Here is a 16,419-nt window from a genome sequence, read left to right as displayed (position 1 = left end):
TACATACGATTCAAATCATTTTCACAATGTTCTAACTTCAGTAAAAAAGAGTTTAACCCTTTTACTGACCGCTCACACTATGAACTCGATTGAATCTATGTAAACTATCTATGTTAAATTTCAATGAATTAGGCAAATTTGAAATAAAAAACAGGCAAAGGTTCTGCCTGTTTAATGAATGATTATTGTTGTTGTTGTGATTTAAGGCCATATTTCTTGTTGAAGCGGTCAACACGTCCGCCAGCTTCAGCGAATTTTTGACGACCAGTATAGAATGGATGGCACTCAGAACAAGTTTCAACACGAATTTCTTGTTGAACAGAACCTGTTTCAAACTCGTTACCACAAGCACATTTCACCATTGCTTTTTTATAATTTGGATGAATTCCTGATTTCATTCCTTTTCAGCTCCTTTTCGCCCTGAATCTTTCGAAACAGAGTTATCTATACAGCATAGTTTGGCCATGCTGCTAAAAATCTTAAACGCACAAAAACTATTATAACAGCGCAAAATATGAATTGCAATATGGGAATTTTTTTACACAAAAGTCATTAAGATCTTTTCGCCTTAATCTCCTCATCTAGCTTAGCAAAGAATTCTTCATTGGATTTAGTTGATTTTAGCTTGCGCAAGAACTTGTCCACGAAGTCTGGGCTATCTGTCATTGATTTACGGATTGCCCATAGCTTATCAAGGTGATCCTTCGGAATAAGAAGTTCTTCTTTACGTGTACCAGAACGACGAATATCAATCGCAGGGAAGATTCTTCTTTCAGCAAGTCCACGATCAAGGTGAAGCTCGAGGTTCCCTGTTCCTTTAAATTCTTCGTAAATGACATCATCCATACGTGAACCTGTATCCACTAGAGCAGTAGCTAGAATCGTTAAGCTTCCACCCTCTTCAATATTACGGGCAGCTCCAAAGAAACGCTTCGGTCTATGGAAAGCCGCTGGATCGATCCCTCCGGAAAGAGTACGTCCACTTGGTGGGATGACAAGGTTGTAGGCACGAGCTAAACGAGTAATACTATCCATCAAAATGACGACATCTCTTTTATGCTCGACAAGTCTCATCGCTCTTTCTAACACAAGCTCAGCTACTTTAATATGGTTTTCTGGAACTTCATCAAAGGTAGAACTGACGACGTCGCCTGCAACAGAACGCTCAATATCGGTTACCTCTTCCGGACGTTCGTCAATGAGGAGAACAATTAATTCTGCTTCTGGATGGTTCGTTGTGATACTGTTGGCAATTTGTTTTAAAAGTACCGTCTTACCTGCCTTTGGTGGTGCTACGATTAATCCACGTTGACCAAACCCAACAGGTGCAATTAAATCCATTATTCTTGTAGACATATGCTTAGGAGTTGTTTCAAGCTTCATTTGTCTATCAGGGTAAAGGGGAGTTAATGCTGGAAAGTGAACGCGCTCTTTCGCTGATTCTGGGTCATCGCCATTGACTGCTTCCACATGTAGAAGACCGAAATAACGCTCATTCTCTTTAGGAGGACGTACCTTACCTGAAACTTTATCACCGTTTCTTAAGTCAAACCTTCTAATTTGTGAGGCGGAAATGTAAATGTCTTCTGAGCTTGGAGAATAATTGATCGGTCGAAGGAAACCAAAACCTTCAGATTGAATAATTTCAAGTACTCCCTCCATGAAGAAATACCCTTCTTGCTCTGCACGTGCTTTTAAAATCGCAAAAATTAATTCTTTTTTTGTCAGTTTACTGTAATAGGATACTCTATACGTTTTAGCAAGTTCATAGAGTTCCTTTAACTTCATATTTTCTAAACCGGAAATTGTTAATTCCATGATTACACCACTCTTTAAATTTAATAAATTGGATTGAATCTTGTGCCTCTATTTTTAATGAAAAAGGACTTCTCTAAGAAATAAGGAAAGATTGCGCTTTGAGGCAATAGGAAGCATAGGAAGAGAAAAATTCACTTATTTTCTGACATTTTTATTGGTCAGATCAATACAAAAATAATCATTTACTTTCAAAATAAAAAACAATTTTTATTTTACCCTGTTTTACAAATATTAATCAATATAAATTTTTCAAATTGGTTTGAATATAATCATTATTTTACGGAAATTGGAAGGACTTTTGTTTGGAAGGAGTTGAAGTAATGTATTCGACATCAACTTTCTAAACCCTTTTTTCTAAACGAACTCTGGCTCAAAAATAGTTCAAGCCAGAGCCTTCAATGCTATAGATTATGGGTTTTCGTAAAACTTTCACCTATTATTTAAAGATGAGATATAGGTGCTTATTTACTCAACCATCGCGAAAAGAGCCTTATTTAATCACTAAATTAGGTTTCTTTTTTAAACTATGACGACCCTCAACAAATCGAATCGTTCCCGATTTCGCTCTCATGACGAGCGTGTGTGTAGAACCGTATGAACCCTTGTATTGGACGCCTTTTAATAATTCCCCATCTGTGATTCCTGTTGCTGCAAAAATGGCATCGTCACCCTTAACAAGGTCCTCCATGCGTAATACCTTGTTCACGTCGATCCCCATCTTCTTACATCTTTCTAATTCGGCATCATCCTGTGGAAGAAGTCTTCCTTGAAGTTCTCCACCAAGGCATTTTAAAGCCACTGCTGCAAGCACTCCTTCAGGGGCTCCACCAGAACCAAATAAAATGTCTACACCGGTACGATTGAATGCCGTATTGTAAGCACCGGCAACATCCCCATCATTAATGAGCTTGATACGTGCTCCTGCTTCACGGATCTCTTCAATGATTTTGGCGTGGCGCGGACGATTCAACACCGTTGCCACAACATCTTCAATATCCTTATTTTTCGCTCTTGCAACCGCTCTTAAATTATCGGTCACAGAAGCATTAATATCAATTTGTCCAACCGCTTCAGGTCCAACCGCAATTTTATCCATATACATGTCCGGTGCATGGAGTAAGTTACCACGGTCTGCGATCGCAATAACCGCCAGGGCATTCCATCCTCCCGAAGCAACAATATTCGTTCCTTCTAACGGATCAACGGCAACGTCCACTTCAGGGCCATTTCCAGTCCCTAGCTTTTCACCGATATAAAGCATCGGTGCCTCGTCCATTTCACCTTCCCCAATCACGACCGTCCCTCTCATCGGAATCGTGTTAAAAACATCTCTCATTGCAGTAGTAGCTGCATCGTCTGCTTCGTCCTTTTTCCCTCTACCCATCCAACGTGCAGATGACAACGCTGCTGCCTCTGTCACGCGGACAAGCTCCATTGATAAACTTCTTTCCATTGGTCTTCCTCCCCCAAATCTTGTTACTCTATGGCGCAATGAAAAAGATTTCCCCTCTTAGGCTTGTTTCATTTGCTCCATTTCTTCTTTTGAAAGTTGTTCTCTCCAAATGGTCGCACCTAAGCCTTCTAGCTTTTCAACGAGATAACTGTATCCCCTATCTATATGGTCTACACCAGTGATCTCTGTGACTCCCTCTGCAATCAAGCCAGCTATTACGAGAGCGGCTCCAGCACGAAGGTCACTCGCCTTCACCTTAGCCCCTTGTAGTTGCACTGGTCCACTGACAATCGCGGAACGGCCTTCTACCTTGATGTTGGCATTCATTCTGCGCAATTCATCAATATGCTTAAAACGGGCTCCGTAAATCGTATCTGTGACAACACTTGTCCCTTGTGCTTTTGTTAATAACGACGTAAAAGGTTGCTGAAGATCGGTTGGAAACCCTGGGTAGACAAGGGTTTTAATATCTACCGGTTTAAAAGAATCCGCTTTCCCGACAAATACTTGATCATCTTTCGTATCAATTGGAACACCCATTTCGCGAAGCTTAGCAATCAGGGATTCTAAATGCTGAGGAATAATGTTATCGATGAGTATTCCATTTCCCACTGCGGCTCCTAAAATTAAGTATGTTCCAGCTTCTATTCTGTCAGGAATGATTGTATGTCTGCAGCCGTGAAGCTCGTCCACTCCATCGATGCGGATAACATCTGTTCCGGCACCTTTTATCTTCGCTCCCATATTCGTTAAAAGCGTCGCAACATCGATAATTTCCGGCTCTTTTGCTGCATTTTCAATAATCGTACGTCCCTTTGCACGGACAGCCGCAAGCATAATGTTGATCGTTGCTCCAACACTTACAACGTCTAAATAAATTCTTGCTCCAACGAGTTCATCTGCACGTAAATAAATCGCTCCTTGCTCGTTGGTTACCTTAGCACCTAACGCTTCAAACCCTTTTATATGCTGATCAATCGGTCTCGGTCCTAAATGACAGCCGCCTGGTAAACCGATCACCGCTTTTTTAAAACGGCCAAGCATGGCACCCATTAAATAATAGGATGCGCGGAGCTTTTTTACCTTGCCATTCGGCAATGGCATCGAAATCATGGCAGAAGGATCAACAGTCATTTCATGATTTGAAAATTGTACAGATCCTCCAATTTCCTCTAGAAGACTTTTGAGTAACTCGACATCAGAAATTTCAGGCAAACCTTCTATCGTAACAGGTGAGTCGGCCAAAATAGTCGCAGGGATAAGAGCCACTGCACTGTTTTTTGCGCCGCTTATACGCACTGTCCCTTGCAAGGGATAGCCGCCTGCAATTTTGAGCTTATCCATCTCTGACTCCCTTCTATACTTGATGTAGTTATTTACACAGTAGTCCCTTCATGCGTCAAAATGATGAAAGGAATGGGTAAACCAATCTACTCTCTTATTTAGCAATATTGACATGTTCTAGCAAATACATTCGTGATTTTAAAAGTAAAAGCTCCTTTAATCACTTTACCATAAATGTACAATTTCAGTATAATTTATTATTTTGAATCTCGCTTACTCCAATCTGCCAAAAATGCCTCAATTCCTTTATCTGTTAAAGGGTGAGAACATAACTTCAGAATAATCTTATATGGGATTGTTGCAATATCGGCACCTCTTAATGCTGCCTCAGTTACATGCTGTGGATGTCTTATTGATGCTGCAATAATTTCAGTATCAATGTCGTGGATGGTGAAGATTTCAGAAATAGTGGAAACAAGTTCTAGGCCATCGTGCCCGATATCATCAAGTCTACCTAAAAATGGTGAAACATAAGAAGCTCCTGCTCGAGCTGCTAGCAACGCTTGATTGGCACTAAAAATTAGGGTTACATTTGTTTTAATTCCTTCTTTGGAAAAAACAGATACAGCCTTCAATCCTTCTGGCGTCATCGGAACTTTAATCGTAATATTTGGGGCAATTTTTGCTAACTCACGGCCTTCACGAATCATTCCTTCAGCATCAAGCGCAATGACTTCTGCACTTACAGAACCTGGGACAAGAGCTGTTATTTCACGAAGACGATCCTCAAATGTAACATTTTTTTCTTTTGCTACAAGGGATGGATTTGTTGTAACTCCAGCAATAATCCCTAGAGAATAAGCTTCTTTAATTTCTTCTATATTTGCAGTATCAATAAAAAATTTCATCGTCTTTTGTCTCCTTTGTAAAAAATTTATTATGTAGAAATACGAAATATAAAGAATTGCAGAAAAATGAAATTAAAACCGCCTTAAGGAAAAAGGCGGTTTTTATGTCTTCGTGCTACTTGTTATGGAATATTACGCTTTTCCTGAAGAACCGAATTCACGCATTTTGCCAATAACTGTAGCTTTAATAGCATCGCGTGCAGGTCCTAAGTATTTACGTGGATCGTATTCATTTGGCTTTGCAGCTAATACTTCACGGACTACTTTTGCAGAAGCGATTTGGTTTTCTGTATTTACGTTAATTTTAGCAGTTCCTAAAGAAACGGACTTTTGGATATCCTTTGTAGGAATTCCAGTACCGCCATGAAGTACTAAAGGAAGACCAGTTGCTTTCCCGATTTCCTCCATTTCTTTGAAGCCAAGGTTTGGTTCGCCTTTATAAGGACCATGAACAGAACCTAAAGCTGGAGCAAGACAGTCAATGCCTGTTTGCTTTACTAGCTCTACACATTCTTGTGGATCAGCATAGATAACGCCTTCTGCTACGACATCATCCTCTTGTCCACCTACAGTACCTAATTCAGCTTCAACTGAAACACCTTTTGAATGAGCGTATTCAACAACTTTCTTTGTTGTTTCTACATTTTCTTCAAATGGATGGTGAGAAGCATCAATCATTACAGAAGTAAAGCCAGCATCAATTGCTTCTTTACATTTATCAAAGCTTGATCCATGGTCTAAATGGATCGCCACTGGAACAGTAATTTTGTAATCTTCTAAAAGACCTTCAACCATTTTAACAACGGTTTTAAAGCCTCCCATATAACGACCTGCTCCTTCAGAAACACCAAGAATAACTGGTGACTTTTCTTCCTCAGCAGCTTGCAAAATAGCTTGAGTAAACTCTAAGTTATTAAGATTAAATTGGCCGACAGCATAGCCGCCCTCTTTTGCTTGAATAAGCATTTCCTTCATTGAAACTAAAGGCATTTTTCTTCCTCCTTTTACATGATCTAGTCTCCCAATGGCTGAATTACTTTAAAAGTTTTCCCTTTATAAATCACAGTTATGTACTTTATATTCTGAGCCTTGTGAAGAATGATCCTGTAAAACATTCTACCAAAGATAAAAAGGAAAAGCTATTGAGATTATGGACAAAGTTTAAAATATGTAATAGATAAAATACCGTCAGAACGGTTGAAAACGTTGTCTTTTGAGGTACTTGAAACGGAGAACCCCTACAACAAGTACGTTCTCATAAAAATGGGTTACTCTTCGGGTAAAGCAATATATTTTTTTACAGCTTCTCGGATATCGTCAATATCAAATGGCTTTGCAAAATGGGCAAGTGCTCCTAAATTTTTGGCCTCTTGGATCATATCCAATTCCCCATATGCTGTCATGATAATGACACGAATATCTTGATTAATTAACTTCATTCTTTTTAAAATTTCAATTCCATCCATCCCTGGAATTTTCATATCAAGCAACACTAAATCTGGACAATTGTTGGTGACAATGTCTAAAGCTTGTACCCCATTCGCTGCTTGATGGGTCTCATATCCCTCTTTTTGTAATACTTCGTTTAACAGAATACGAATCCCAAACTGATCATCAACAATTAATATTTTCCCCTTCATTAAACCACCTCTTCCTCAATTTAAGAATCTACTTTGATGCTGTTGCGAATAAACTTTATGTATATGAATTTCAGCATGGCTCAAATGATGAAAAATCAATATTATAGAAAAATAAAAAATAGTACAGTTACAATCTTTTTCTCCAATTGTTTAAAACCATGTCTGAAAAACCTTCTATGTTTAACTCTTTTCCCTAGATGTAAACGAAAGAAACCTATAAGAAGTGGGCAAATTCTCAATATCATTTTTGCCTGACGATTGATGGAAAATGTTGATAATCCTTCCCCTTCATTAAATTCTATTTTTCCTTTACAGATTCCTGCATAATAAATCATTATTTTGCCTTTTTCTGAAAAGCTTTATTATAATCGTGATGAGGAGGTTTTATTATGCTAAAAATGTTTTCCACCCAATTAACGGGATTATTTAATCGAATACATGAAAAAGAAGAATTTTCATTTGAGGATGGTGCCAGACTGCTTGCACAAGCAGCAGTGGGTGACGGACTCATTTATTTATATGGGAAGCAGGAAATGGCAGCTGTCTTAGCAGAAGCTTTTGATAGTAAAGAGCCATTACAAAATGCCAAGCCTTGGGACGGAAACGAAGGCAAAATCTCTGTGGCTGATCGTGTCATCATTTTCTCGACTTATTCTGATGATGAAGAAGCTCTTCGTGTAGCGAACTGGCTATCGGAGCGTATGATTCCATTTGTTGCTGTTTCAACAACGGTTAATACTGAAGAGGATAGCCTTGTCGAACTCGCTGACGTACATATTGATTTGGGTTTAAAGCGGGCACTCCTTCCTGATGAAGATGGGAGTCGGTTCGGTTATCCATCCTCCATGGCAGCGTTATTTGTTTACTACGGACTGGCGTTTACGTTGCGAGAGATTTTGGCGGATTATTAAAAAGCTCTTTAATTCAAGACTAATGAAAGTGCTTCTTTTTTAAGGGAGATGCAGGGCTGCTGGGGTGTGCTGACTGAAAAACTTGACCTTTATTTGGACTTCTTTTTGGAATTGATTGTTGGCTATGTCCGACTTTACTCTGGATTTCCCTAGTCGTTCTTTCCGATTACCAGATTACCACCTCTCTCGTATTCCTATACACAAAATAAAATGGCGCGCAAAACTGCTCACAGTTTGCACGCCATTTTTAACCCAAATTATTCATGGAATAGATTGGCTGCTAATAATAAACCACAAACTGACTAGGATCCTGAAAACCAAGTTCACTTTGTGGTTTCGCTTTTTGTTTTTACCACAATTTCCTTCGGAAATGGACAAATTCATAAAATCAGAAACCTCATGAGCTGGAATTGGACAGACTTCTCCCTTGTTAGAACGCGTTTCACAAAAATTGTTTATATCTGCAGGACTTATTCTATTTTGACTTGTAATCGTTGGATATTTCGTAACGTTTGCCAGAATGCATCTTTGTATAAGCAACTACTACATAATTTGAACGTGATATAACGAGAAGATCGTATAACTTTACCCGCAATTTTAATGAGTTGACTGCGTATCGTTTCCATCGTTTGATTTCGCACTTTGTTTGGCAAACAAATTCTTCGGAACCAATTATGGAAATTATAAGCTAACACGGACATTTGGAGACGCATGGCATTTGTTTTTTGAGAATGGCTACTCAACCAATCAAACGCAAAACCATTTTTACCTTCCTTGATAAAGTTCTCCATCGTTCCTCGATTTTGATAGGTCTTTACTATGTTTTTGGCATTGGCAGAAAGACTTGTCACAATAAATGTATAGGTAAATAAGAGTTCATCAGTTGGCTTTTCTAGCTTAATGATGACTCTTCGTTCAGTATGCCATGATGCAGCTTTATAGTTCATTTCTTGATAAAAGACACAAGGTTTCGATGTGATTTCAAGGTTTTTTGTAATCTGTGCTTCTAGTTCTTGGGCAAACCCATTTAATTTGGCATTCGCTTTTAGGCGAATCACAAAATGCACGTCATATTTTTCACACAATTCATATAACCCTGGAGATGCAAACCCACTATCTCCGCGAATGATGATGGGACAGTGGGGATACAGTTCCTTAAAGTGAATCAGAACAGGTTCCAAAAATTCAACCACGCCATTTGACGTATACACATTTCCACTTCGGAGGACAGCCTTGATACAGTCACCCGTAAGCCCATCAAATAAGAACAAAGGATGAAAGCCCATCGTCCGATAATGTGCATTATAAGCGGTATTTTCTTGATTTCCTGTTGTCTCGAAATTAGCAGAATCTATATCGAAGATATAGCCGTCACTTGGCTTCACCAGCTGTACACGATCAAATAAGCATTGGATAGTCTGTTGAAATTGATTAACGGTTTCTTCGTCTACTTTTGAGTTTAATCGTGAGATGGTAGGTTGGGAGGCCAATCGTTCTTTAGAAAAAACGCGAAGCATCGTTGGTTCGACTTGAAGGTCATCGGCTGCATTGTCTGTATGATAGCCTGCGAGATGTTGATACACTTTTTGCATGATGACATCATGATTAGAATGAGTGTGATGAGAGGAAGAATCTGAAATGTTGATTTTTTCTTTAATCATTTTCGTAATGCCCAGTTTCTCATCAAATTCTTTGTATAAAAGCAATCCTGAATCGGACGAGAGATCGCCGCCATCAAAATTAATCTTTACTCTTTTATTGAAATGTAAGCTCGTTTCTTGTACACTTTTCATATGGAACCCCTCATTTTTCGTTTTTTTTGTGGTGATTAAAACATATCAAAATTGAGGGTTCTTTTCACTAAAAAAGTGAAAATAAAAAAGCGAGAGTCTCTTAGAGTGATAAGAGTTTCTCGCTTTTTTGTATGAATAATGTAGGTTTAATATTGCCTACTTATTTATCTTCATAGAAGCTTCCACAAAGTCTCTAAATAATGGCTGTGGACGGTTTGGTCTTGATGTGAATTCAGGATGGAATTGACAAGCTACGAACCAAGGATGGTCTGCTAACTCAATAATTTCCACTAAACGTCCATCTGGGCTTGTACCGGAGAAAATGAAGCCAGCCTTCTCCATTTCTTGACGGAATTGATTATTGAACTCATAGCGATGACGGTGACGCTCATAAATCACTTCATCCGAATAAGCTTCATAGGCTTTTGACCCTTCTATTAGCTTACATGGGTATAAGCCTAGACGAAGCGTTCCACCTAAATCTTCTATATCCTTTTGCTCAGGAAGCAAATCAATAATTGGATGAGTCGTATTTGGAGCAATTTCAGCTGAGTGAGCATCGGCATAGCCAAGGACATTACGAGCATATTCGACTGATGCTAGCTGCATGCCTAAACAAATCCCTAGGAATGGCACATTATTTTCACGAGCGAATTGCGTCGCAAGAATTTTCCCTTCAATTCCACGATCTCCAAATCCACCAGGAACAAGGATTCCGTCTACTCCTTGAAGAAGTTCCTTCACATTTTCTGCGTTCACTTCTTCTGAATTAATCCACTTAATATCAATGTCTGCATCGAATGCATAACCTGCATGCTTTAACGCTTCGACAACAGAAATGTAAGCATCTTGAAGCTCGACATATTTTCCGACAAGTGCAATTTTTGTTGTTTTCGAGAGGTTAAGAACTTTGTCTACTAACGCCTTCCATTCGGTCATTTCTGCATCTGGTGCTTGAATCTTTAAATGATCGAGGACGATTTGATCCATATGTTGCTCTTGAAGTGTCAATGGAATCGAGTATAAAGTATTCGCATCCGGACATTCAATCACTGCTTTAGGATCGATATCACAGAATAAAGCAATTTTATCTTTCATATCATCAGCAATCGGCATTTCTGTACGAACAACGATGATGTTTGGCTGAATCCCTAAGCTTCTTAGCTCTTTCACACTGTGCTGGGTAGGTTTTGTTTTCAATTCCCCAGCCGCTTTAATATAAGGCACTAATGTACAGTGAATATACATCACATTGTCACGACCAACATCGCTCTTAATTTGACGGATCGCTTCAAGGAATGGTAATGATTCAATATCCCCAACTGTCCCGCCAATTTCCGTAATTACGACGTCTACATTCGTTTCTTGGCCAGCACGAAAAACTTTTTCTTTAATTTCATTGGTAATATGAGGAATAACCTGTACTGTACCACCTAAATAATCTCCACGACGCTCTTTTTGTAGAACGGTTGAGTAGATTTTCCCTGTAGTCACATTGCTGAACTTCGTTACATTAATATCTACAAAACGCTCATAATGACCAAGGTCTAGATCCGTTTCAGCACCATCATCTGTCACAAAGACCTCACCGTGCTGATACGGGCTCATCGTACCTGGATCCACGTTTATGTATGGATCAAATTTTTGAATCGTTACGCTTAGTCCACGATTTTTCAACAATCTTCCTAGTGAAGCCGCTGTAATCCCTTTCCCTAATGAAGAAACCACTCCACCGGTAACAAAGATATATTTTGTCATTAAAATTTCCCCCTTATAATATGTTTTTTCTTAATTTATTCACAAACAAAAAAACGGAAATAAAGGCTTAACTAAAAATTGCCCCGATTTTCATAAAATAAAACCTCTTTTAGCATCACTTGTGAATTAATTACTATGTCCAATACTTTCTGTGTTAGGGGTAGTAGATATCTATACAAAAGCCTTTGAAAAGATCAGTGGACCAATCATCCAACACATCTTCATCCACTAGTTTTCTCAATCATGATTTTTCTTATCTATCTTTCACAAAAATTGATCAACTTCTTAGCATGGACTACTCTTCATAAAGCTCGCGAGACTCTTCTATTTAAATAAAAGAGTCTCCCAAAAATAAAAACGCCCCTCTTACAAAATTTGCAAGGGGAGCGTAAATCATATAATTATACTCGTTCCTTTTTTAAGGAGCCCAAAAATGATTCTACAAGCCTCTCATAAAAAAGTCAAGATTATAAATCCTCTTCTTCATCCTCGTCTAGATCCTCATCCAACTCATCGAAGTCTTCATCGTCTTCGTCATCATCCGTTAGAAGATCTTCATCTTCGTCATCTTCATCAAAGTCATCGTCAAAATCTTCATCGTCTTCGTCAATATCTAATAGATCTTCATCTTCGTCATCATCTGCTAGGATGTCATCGTAATCGATATCGTCTTCATCATCGTCATCGAAGTCTAAATCCTCATCTACCACTTTCTTCGCCTTTTTCTTCTTCGGCTTCGTTGGTGTGATGACTTCTTCTTCAGATTGATCAACAGGATACCAAATTCTTAGTCCCCAGCGGTTATCTCCTAAGGAAAGAAAACGGCCATCAATATTTAAATCAGTATAAAATTGAGCAATTTTTGCTCGTACCTCTTCTTCTGTAAGACCTACAGTAGCCGTTATTTCATCCATAATTTCTTTAAATGAAGCCGGTTGCTTCTGACTAACCAAAAGTTCATAAGCCATATCGATTAATGGCATTTCTTGCAATTGTTCTTTTGAGAATTGTTTAAGACTCAATATTCGCACATCCTTTCACCATCTAAAAACACTGTAGACCTAGAGCATGATCAGTTACTATGACTGTGAAACCTTCTATTAACACGCTCTGATTGCATATTCTCCATTATAAACAAAATATTGCCCTTTATGCTAGTTTCAGTTAGACAATCTGATACTTTTTTCTAAAATTTGGTGAACATGTTTATTTAACGTGATTTTTGCTTTATTTTTTGTCTCCGTTTTTTCTTAGACGGATGGGATAACTGATTAAAGGCAAGCGTGAAAAAAAAGATCGCCAGTAGGAAAAAAGAAATAGCGCCTAACGACCGTTCATATAAAAACACAAGTGTCAAAAGGATGACTCCAAAAATTAATAAAACTAGAATCTGCCTTCTCAATGTCGCTCACATCCCATTATGCATACTACCTAGATTATAATGTAAAATCATTGATAATGTGAGAATTCGATAAATATTCTTTTGTAAAGAAATCATTAAGGAAGGCTCTTATCTCAAACATTGTTGCGATTGAGCAGCCTTAAAATGAGAATAATTCAGACCAGAGATTGCTATTTCTCTGGTCTGATAAGCTTACATATTTCTGCGATATTGTCCGCCCACATCATAAAGGGCACGGGTAATTTGCCCTAGACTCGCTACTTTGACCGTTTCCATCAATTCAGCAAAAACATTGCCTCCACTGACGGCGACTTCTTTTAAACGATTTAAAGCTATCTGAGCCTTGTCTTCGTTCCTTTTTTGGAATGCTTGAAGTTTGTGGATCTGCAATTCCTTTTCCTCTTTAGAGGCACGGGCTAATTCCATATTATCCATTTCCTCTTCTGAAGGTGGATTTGGATTTAAATAGGTATTTACGCCAATGATCGGAAGCTCTCCCGTATGTTTCTTCATTTCATAATACATCGACTCTTCTTGTATTTTACCCCGTTGATATTGGGTTTCCATCGCTCCTAACACACCACCACGGTCGTCCATGCGCTCAAATTCTTGCAGCACCGCTTCCTCGACCAAGTCCGTTAATTCTTCAATGACAAAGGATCCTTGCAGCGGATTCTCATTCTTCGTTAATCCGTGCTCTTTCGTAATAATCATCTGAATCGCCATCGCCCGTCGTACTGATTCCTCAGTTGGCGTTGTAATCGCCTCATCGTATGCATTCGTATGAAGGGAATTACAATTGTCATGAAGAGCCATAAGAGCCTGTAGAGTCGTACGTATATCATTGAAATCTATTTCCTGAGCATGGAGAGAACGGCCCGATGTTTGCACATGATACTTTAACTTCTGACTACGCTCATTGGCCCCATATTTATTTTTCATCACGGTTGCCCAAATTCGCCGAGCCACTCGACCAATGACGGTATATTCTGGGTCTAAGCCGTTCGAGAAGAAGAACGACAGGTTTGGTGCAAAATCATCAATATGCATACCCCTACTCAAGTAATACTCTACATAAGTAAGGCCGTTCGCGAGTGTAAAAGCGAGCTGGGAAATCGGATTTGCTCCTGCTTCAGCAATATGATAGCCAGAAATGGAGACCGAATAGTAATTCCGAACTTTCTGGTCAATAAAATATTGCTGGATATCGCCCATCATTCTTAAGGCGAATTCCGTGGAAAAGATACACGTATTTTGCCCTTGATCCTCTTTTAAAATATCTGCCTGTACGGTACCGCGCACGGTTTGTAATGTCCCTGCTTTTACCTCTTCAAACTCAGATTCGCTTAAAACTCGACCCAACTCTTGTTCTTTTTTGTCTACCTGCTGTTGAATGGCTGTATTCATGAACATTGCTAAAATAATCGGTGCTGGGCCATTAATGGTCATCGAAACAGAGGTAGAGAGATGACAAAGGTCAAAGCCTTGGTAAAGCTTTTTCATATCATCGAGTGTACAGACACTGACTCCACTTTCGCCAACTTTGCCGTAAATATCTGGACGATAATCAGGGTCTTCTCCGTATAATGTCACCGAATCAAAGGCGGTGCTCAGACGCTTCGCTGCATCATCCTTTGATAAGTAATGAAAGCGGCGATTCGTTCGTTCAGGAGTACCCTCTCCAGCAAACTGACGCTTCGGATCCTCACCCTCTCGTTTAAATGGAAAAACGCCTGCCGTATAGGGGAAGCTACCTGGAACATTCTCCTTATACACCCACTTAATAATTTCTCCATAATCCTTGTACTTTGGAAGGGCTACTTTTGGAATATCAAGTCCAGAAAGACTTTTTGTCTTTAAGACGGTGATGATCTCTCTATCACGAATTCTTGTCACAAATTGATCGCCTGCATATTTTTCCTTTGTGGCTTCCCAGTTTTCAAGGATGTTCTTTGATTCAGGGGTAAGCTTGCTTTCGACTTCTTCTTTTATGCATTGAAGGGCCGTTCGCGCTTGGTCATTTCCGTCCTTTTCCTGCAACGCTTCGATTGCCCCTTCTAATTGGAACAGCTTTCTTGCTAGCTCGACCTGTTCTTCCGCTGTTTTGTGATATTTGCGTACCGTATCGGAAATCTCTCTTAAGTAGTAGCGGCGATCATTAGGAATGATGATGTTTTGTTTTTCCACTTTTGCTTTCTTGCTGAAGGAAGTGCTCCAGTTTGTACTCATTTTGCCATTAATCGTTTCAATTAAAGCAGCGAATAAAGCGTTTGTCCCTGGATCATTAAATTGACTGGCAATCGTTCCATAGACCGGCATCTCATCTAACTCTTTTTCGAAAAGCATATGACTTCTCTGATACTGTTTTTGTACTTGTTTTAAGGCATCCTCCGAGCCCTTGCGCTCAAATTTATTGATGACAATTAAATCGGCGTAATCAATCATATCGATTTTTTCCAACTGAGACGGGGCGCCAAACTCACTCGTCATCACATACATGGAAATATCACATATATCAGTGATTCCGGCATCTCCTTGCCCAATCCCGCTTGTTTCGACGACGATTAAATCATAGCCCGATGCCTTCACAACATCGATCGCATCTTTAATCGCAAGGGAGAGCTCTGATTTGGAGTTCCTTGTCGCTAAACTGCGCATATAAACTCGCGGCGAGAAAATGGCATTCATGCGAATACGGTCACCAAGAAGCGCACCACCCGTCTTTTGCTTTGTCGGATCAACCGATAAAATGGCTACCTTTTTTTCAGGAATTTCGTTAATAAAGCGGCGAATTAATTCATCGGTTAAAGAACTTTTTCCCGCACCACCCGTTCCTGTAATCCCGAGGACAGGCGCTTGTTTTTTCATCGATTTGATTTGTTCTAATACGATTTCAGTTGCTGTCGCTACTTCATGAGTTTGATGCTCTGCTAACGTAATGAGCTTAGCTGTAGCAATGACATCTCCTTCAGACACTTTGTTGATATAGTCTGAAACATGCACTGAAATGGTTGGAAAATCACATTCTTTTAACATCAAATCGATCATCCCTTGAAGACCAAGCTTCCGTCCATCTTCTGGCGAAAAAATGCGGGCAACTCCGTAGTCATGAAGCTCTTTAATTTCACGCGGGATGATTACCCCACCACCACCTCCATAAATACGGATGTGAGAAGCCCCTTTTTCTTTCAGAAGGTCATACATATATTTAAAATATTCCACATGCCCACCTTGATAGGAGGACATAGCAATCCCTTGAACATCCTCTTGAATGGCCGCATTGACCACTTCTTCGACAGAACGATTATGCCCAAGATGAATCACCTCTGCTCCACTTGCTTGAAGAATCCTGCGCATAATATTGATGGAGGCATCATGCCCATCAAACAAGCTTGAAGCAGACACAAAACGAATATGATTTTTCGGCTTATATCTAGTCTGCGTATTCATAT

12 protein-coding genes are annotated in these 16,419 nt (G+C 39.4%); 1 reads left to right on the top strand and 11 read right to left on the bottom strand.

The window, feature by feature from the left end; genetic code table 11:
- Positions 1-182: 182 nt before the first annotated feature.
- From rpmE to AA0X71_RS01665, 7 genes are all read right to left on the bottom strand, one after another.
- Positions 183-398 (bottom strand): 50S ribosomal protein L31, encoded by a 216-nt coding sequence (rpmE, locus tag AA0X71_RS01695; RefSeq protein ID WP_413358471.1) that lies wholly within the window; start codon positions 396-398, stop codon positions 183-185.
- A gap of 154 nt (positions 399-552) precedes the next feature.
- On the bottom strand, positions 553-1,818 hold the full coding sequence (gene rho, locus AA0X71_RS01690) for a transcription termination factor Rho (protein ID WP_019153985.1): 1,266 nt from the start codon (positions 1,816-1,818) through the stop codon (positions 553-555).
- 490 nt (positions 1,819-2,308) lie between these two features.
- Positions 2,309-3,271: a class II fructose-bisphosphatase gene (gene glpX, locus AA0X71_RS01685; RefSeq protein ID WP_413358468.1), complete on the bottom strand. Its 963-nt coding sequence runs from the start codon at positions 3,269-3,271 to the stop codon at positions 2,309-2,311.
- 57 nt (positions 3,272-3,328) lie between these two features.
- On the bottom strand, positions 3,329-4,615 hold the full coding sequence (locus AA0X71_RS01680; protein WP_413358466.1) for a UDP-N-acetylglucosamine 1-carboxyvinyltransferase: 1,287 nt from the start codon (positions 4,613-4,615) through the stop codon (positions 3,329-3,331).
- A 197-nt stretch (positions 4,616-4,812) separates the two neighbouring features.
- Positions 4,813-5,463: a fructose-6-phosphate aldolase gene (gene fsa, locus AA0X71_RS01675; RefSeq protein WP_413358464.1), complete on the bottom strand. Its 651-nt coding sequence runs from the start codon at positions 5,461-5,463 to the stop codon at positions 4,813-4,815.
- Between the two features lie 132 nt (positions 5,464-5,595).
- Positions 5,596-6,453: a class II fructose-bisphosphate aldolase gene (locus tag AA0X71_RS01670; RefSeq protein WP_413358462.1), complete on the bottom strand. Its 858-nt coding sequence runs from the start codon at positions 6,451-6,453 to the stop codon at positions 5,596-5,598.
- 278 nt (positions 6,454-6,731) lie between these two features.
- Positions 6,732-7,103 (bottom strand): response regulator, encoded by a 372-nt coding sequence (locus AA0X71_RS01665; protein ID WP_413358459.1) that lies wholly within the window; start codon positions 7,101-7,103, stop codon positions 6,732-6,734.
- 389 nt (positions 7,104-7,492) lie between these two features.
- Between AA0X71_RS01665 and AA0X71_RS01660 the strand changes: the two genes are divergently transcribed.
- Positions 7,493-8,014 carry a DUF2529 domain-containing protein gene (locus tag AA0X71_RS01660; protein ID WP_413358457.1) on the top strand — a complete coding sequence of 174 codons (522 nt, stop codon included), beginning with the start codon at positions 7,493-7,495 and terminating at the stop codon, positions 8,012-8,014.
- Between the two features lie 470 nt (positions 8,015-8,484).
- Here the strand turns inward: AA0X71_RS01660 and AA0X71_RS01655 are convergent, their stop codons facing one another.
- The 4 genes from AA0X71_RS01655 to icmF form a co-directional block, all read right to left on the bottom strand.
- Complete coding sequence (locus AA0X71_RS01655; protein ID WP_413358454.1) at positions 8,485-9,807, bottom strand: IS1380 family transposase; 1,323 nt, start codon at positions 9,805-9,807, stop codon at positions 8,485-8,487.
- 156 nt (positions 9,808-9,963) lie between these two features.
- Complete coding sequence (locus AA0X71_RS01650) at positions 9,964-11,565, bottom strand: CTP synthase (RefSeq protein WP_413358451.1); 1,602 nt, start codon at positions 11,563-11,565, stop codon at positions 9,964-9,966.
- Between the two features lie 467 nt (positions 11,566-12,032).
- Positions 12,033-12,587, bottom strand: a complete 555-nt coding sequence (gene rpoE, locus AA0X71_RS01645) for a DNA-directed RNA polymerase subunit delta (RefSeq protein ID WP_413358449.1) — start codon at positions 12,585-12,587, stop codon at positions 12,033-12,035.
- A 572-nt stretch (positions 12,588-13,159) separates the two neighbouring features.
- Complete coding sequence (icmF, locus tag AA0X71_RS01640; RefSeq protein WP_413358447.1) at positions 13,160-16,417, bottom strand: fused isobutyryl-CoA mutase/GTPase IcmF; 3,258 nt, start codon at positions 16,415-16,417, stop codon at positions 13,160-13,162.
- Positions 16,418-16,419: the final 2 nt, after the last annotated feature.

The organism is Robertmurraya phoenicis (assembly GCF_047302285.1).
Classification (GTDB): domain Bacteria; phylum Bacillota; class Bacilli; order Bacillales; family Cytobacillaceae; genus Robertmurraya.
The sequence above is the reverse complement of the archived record's forward strand: the minus strand, read 5'-3'. Positions and strand labels throughout refer to the sequence as shown.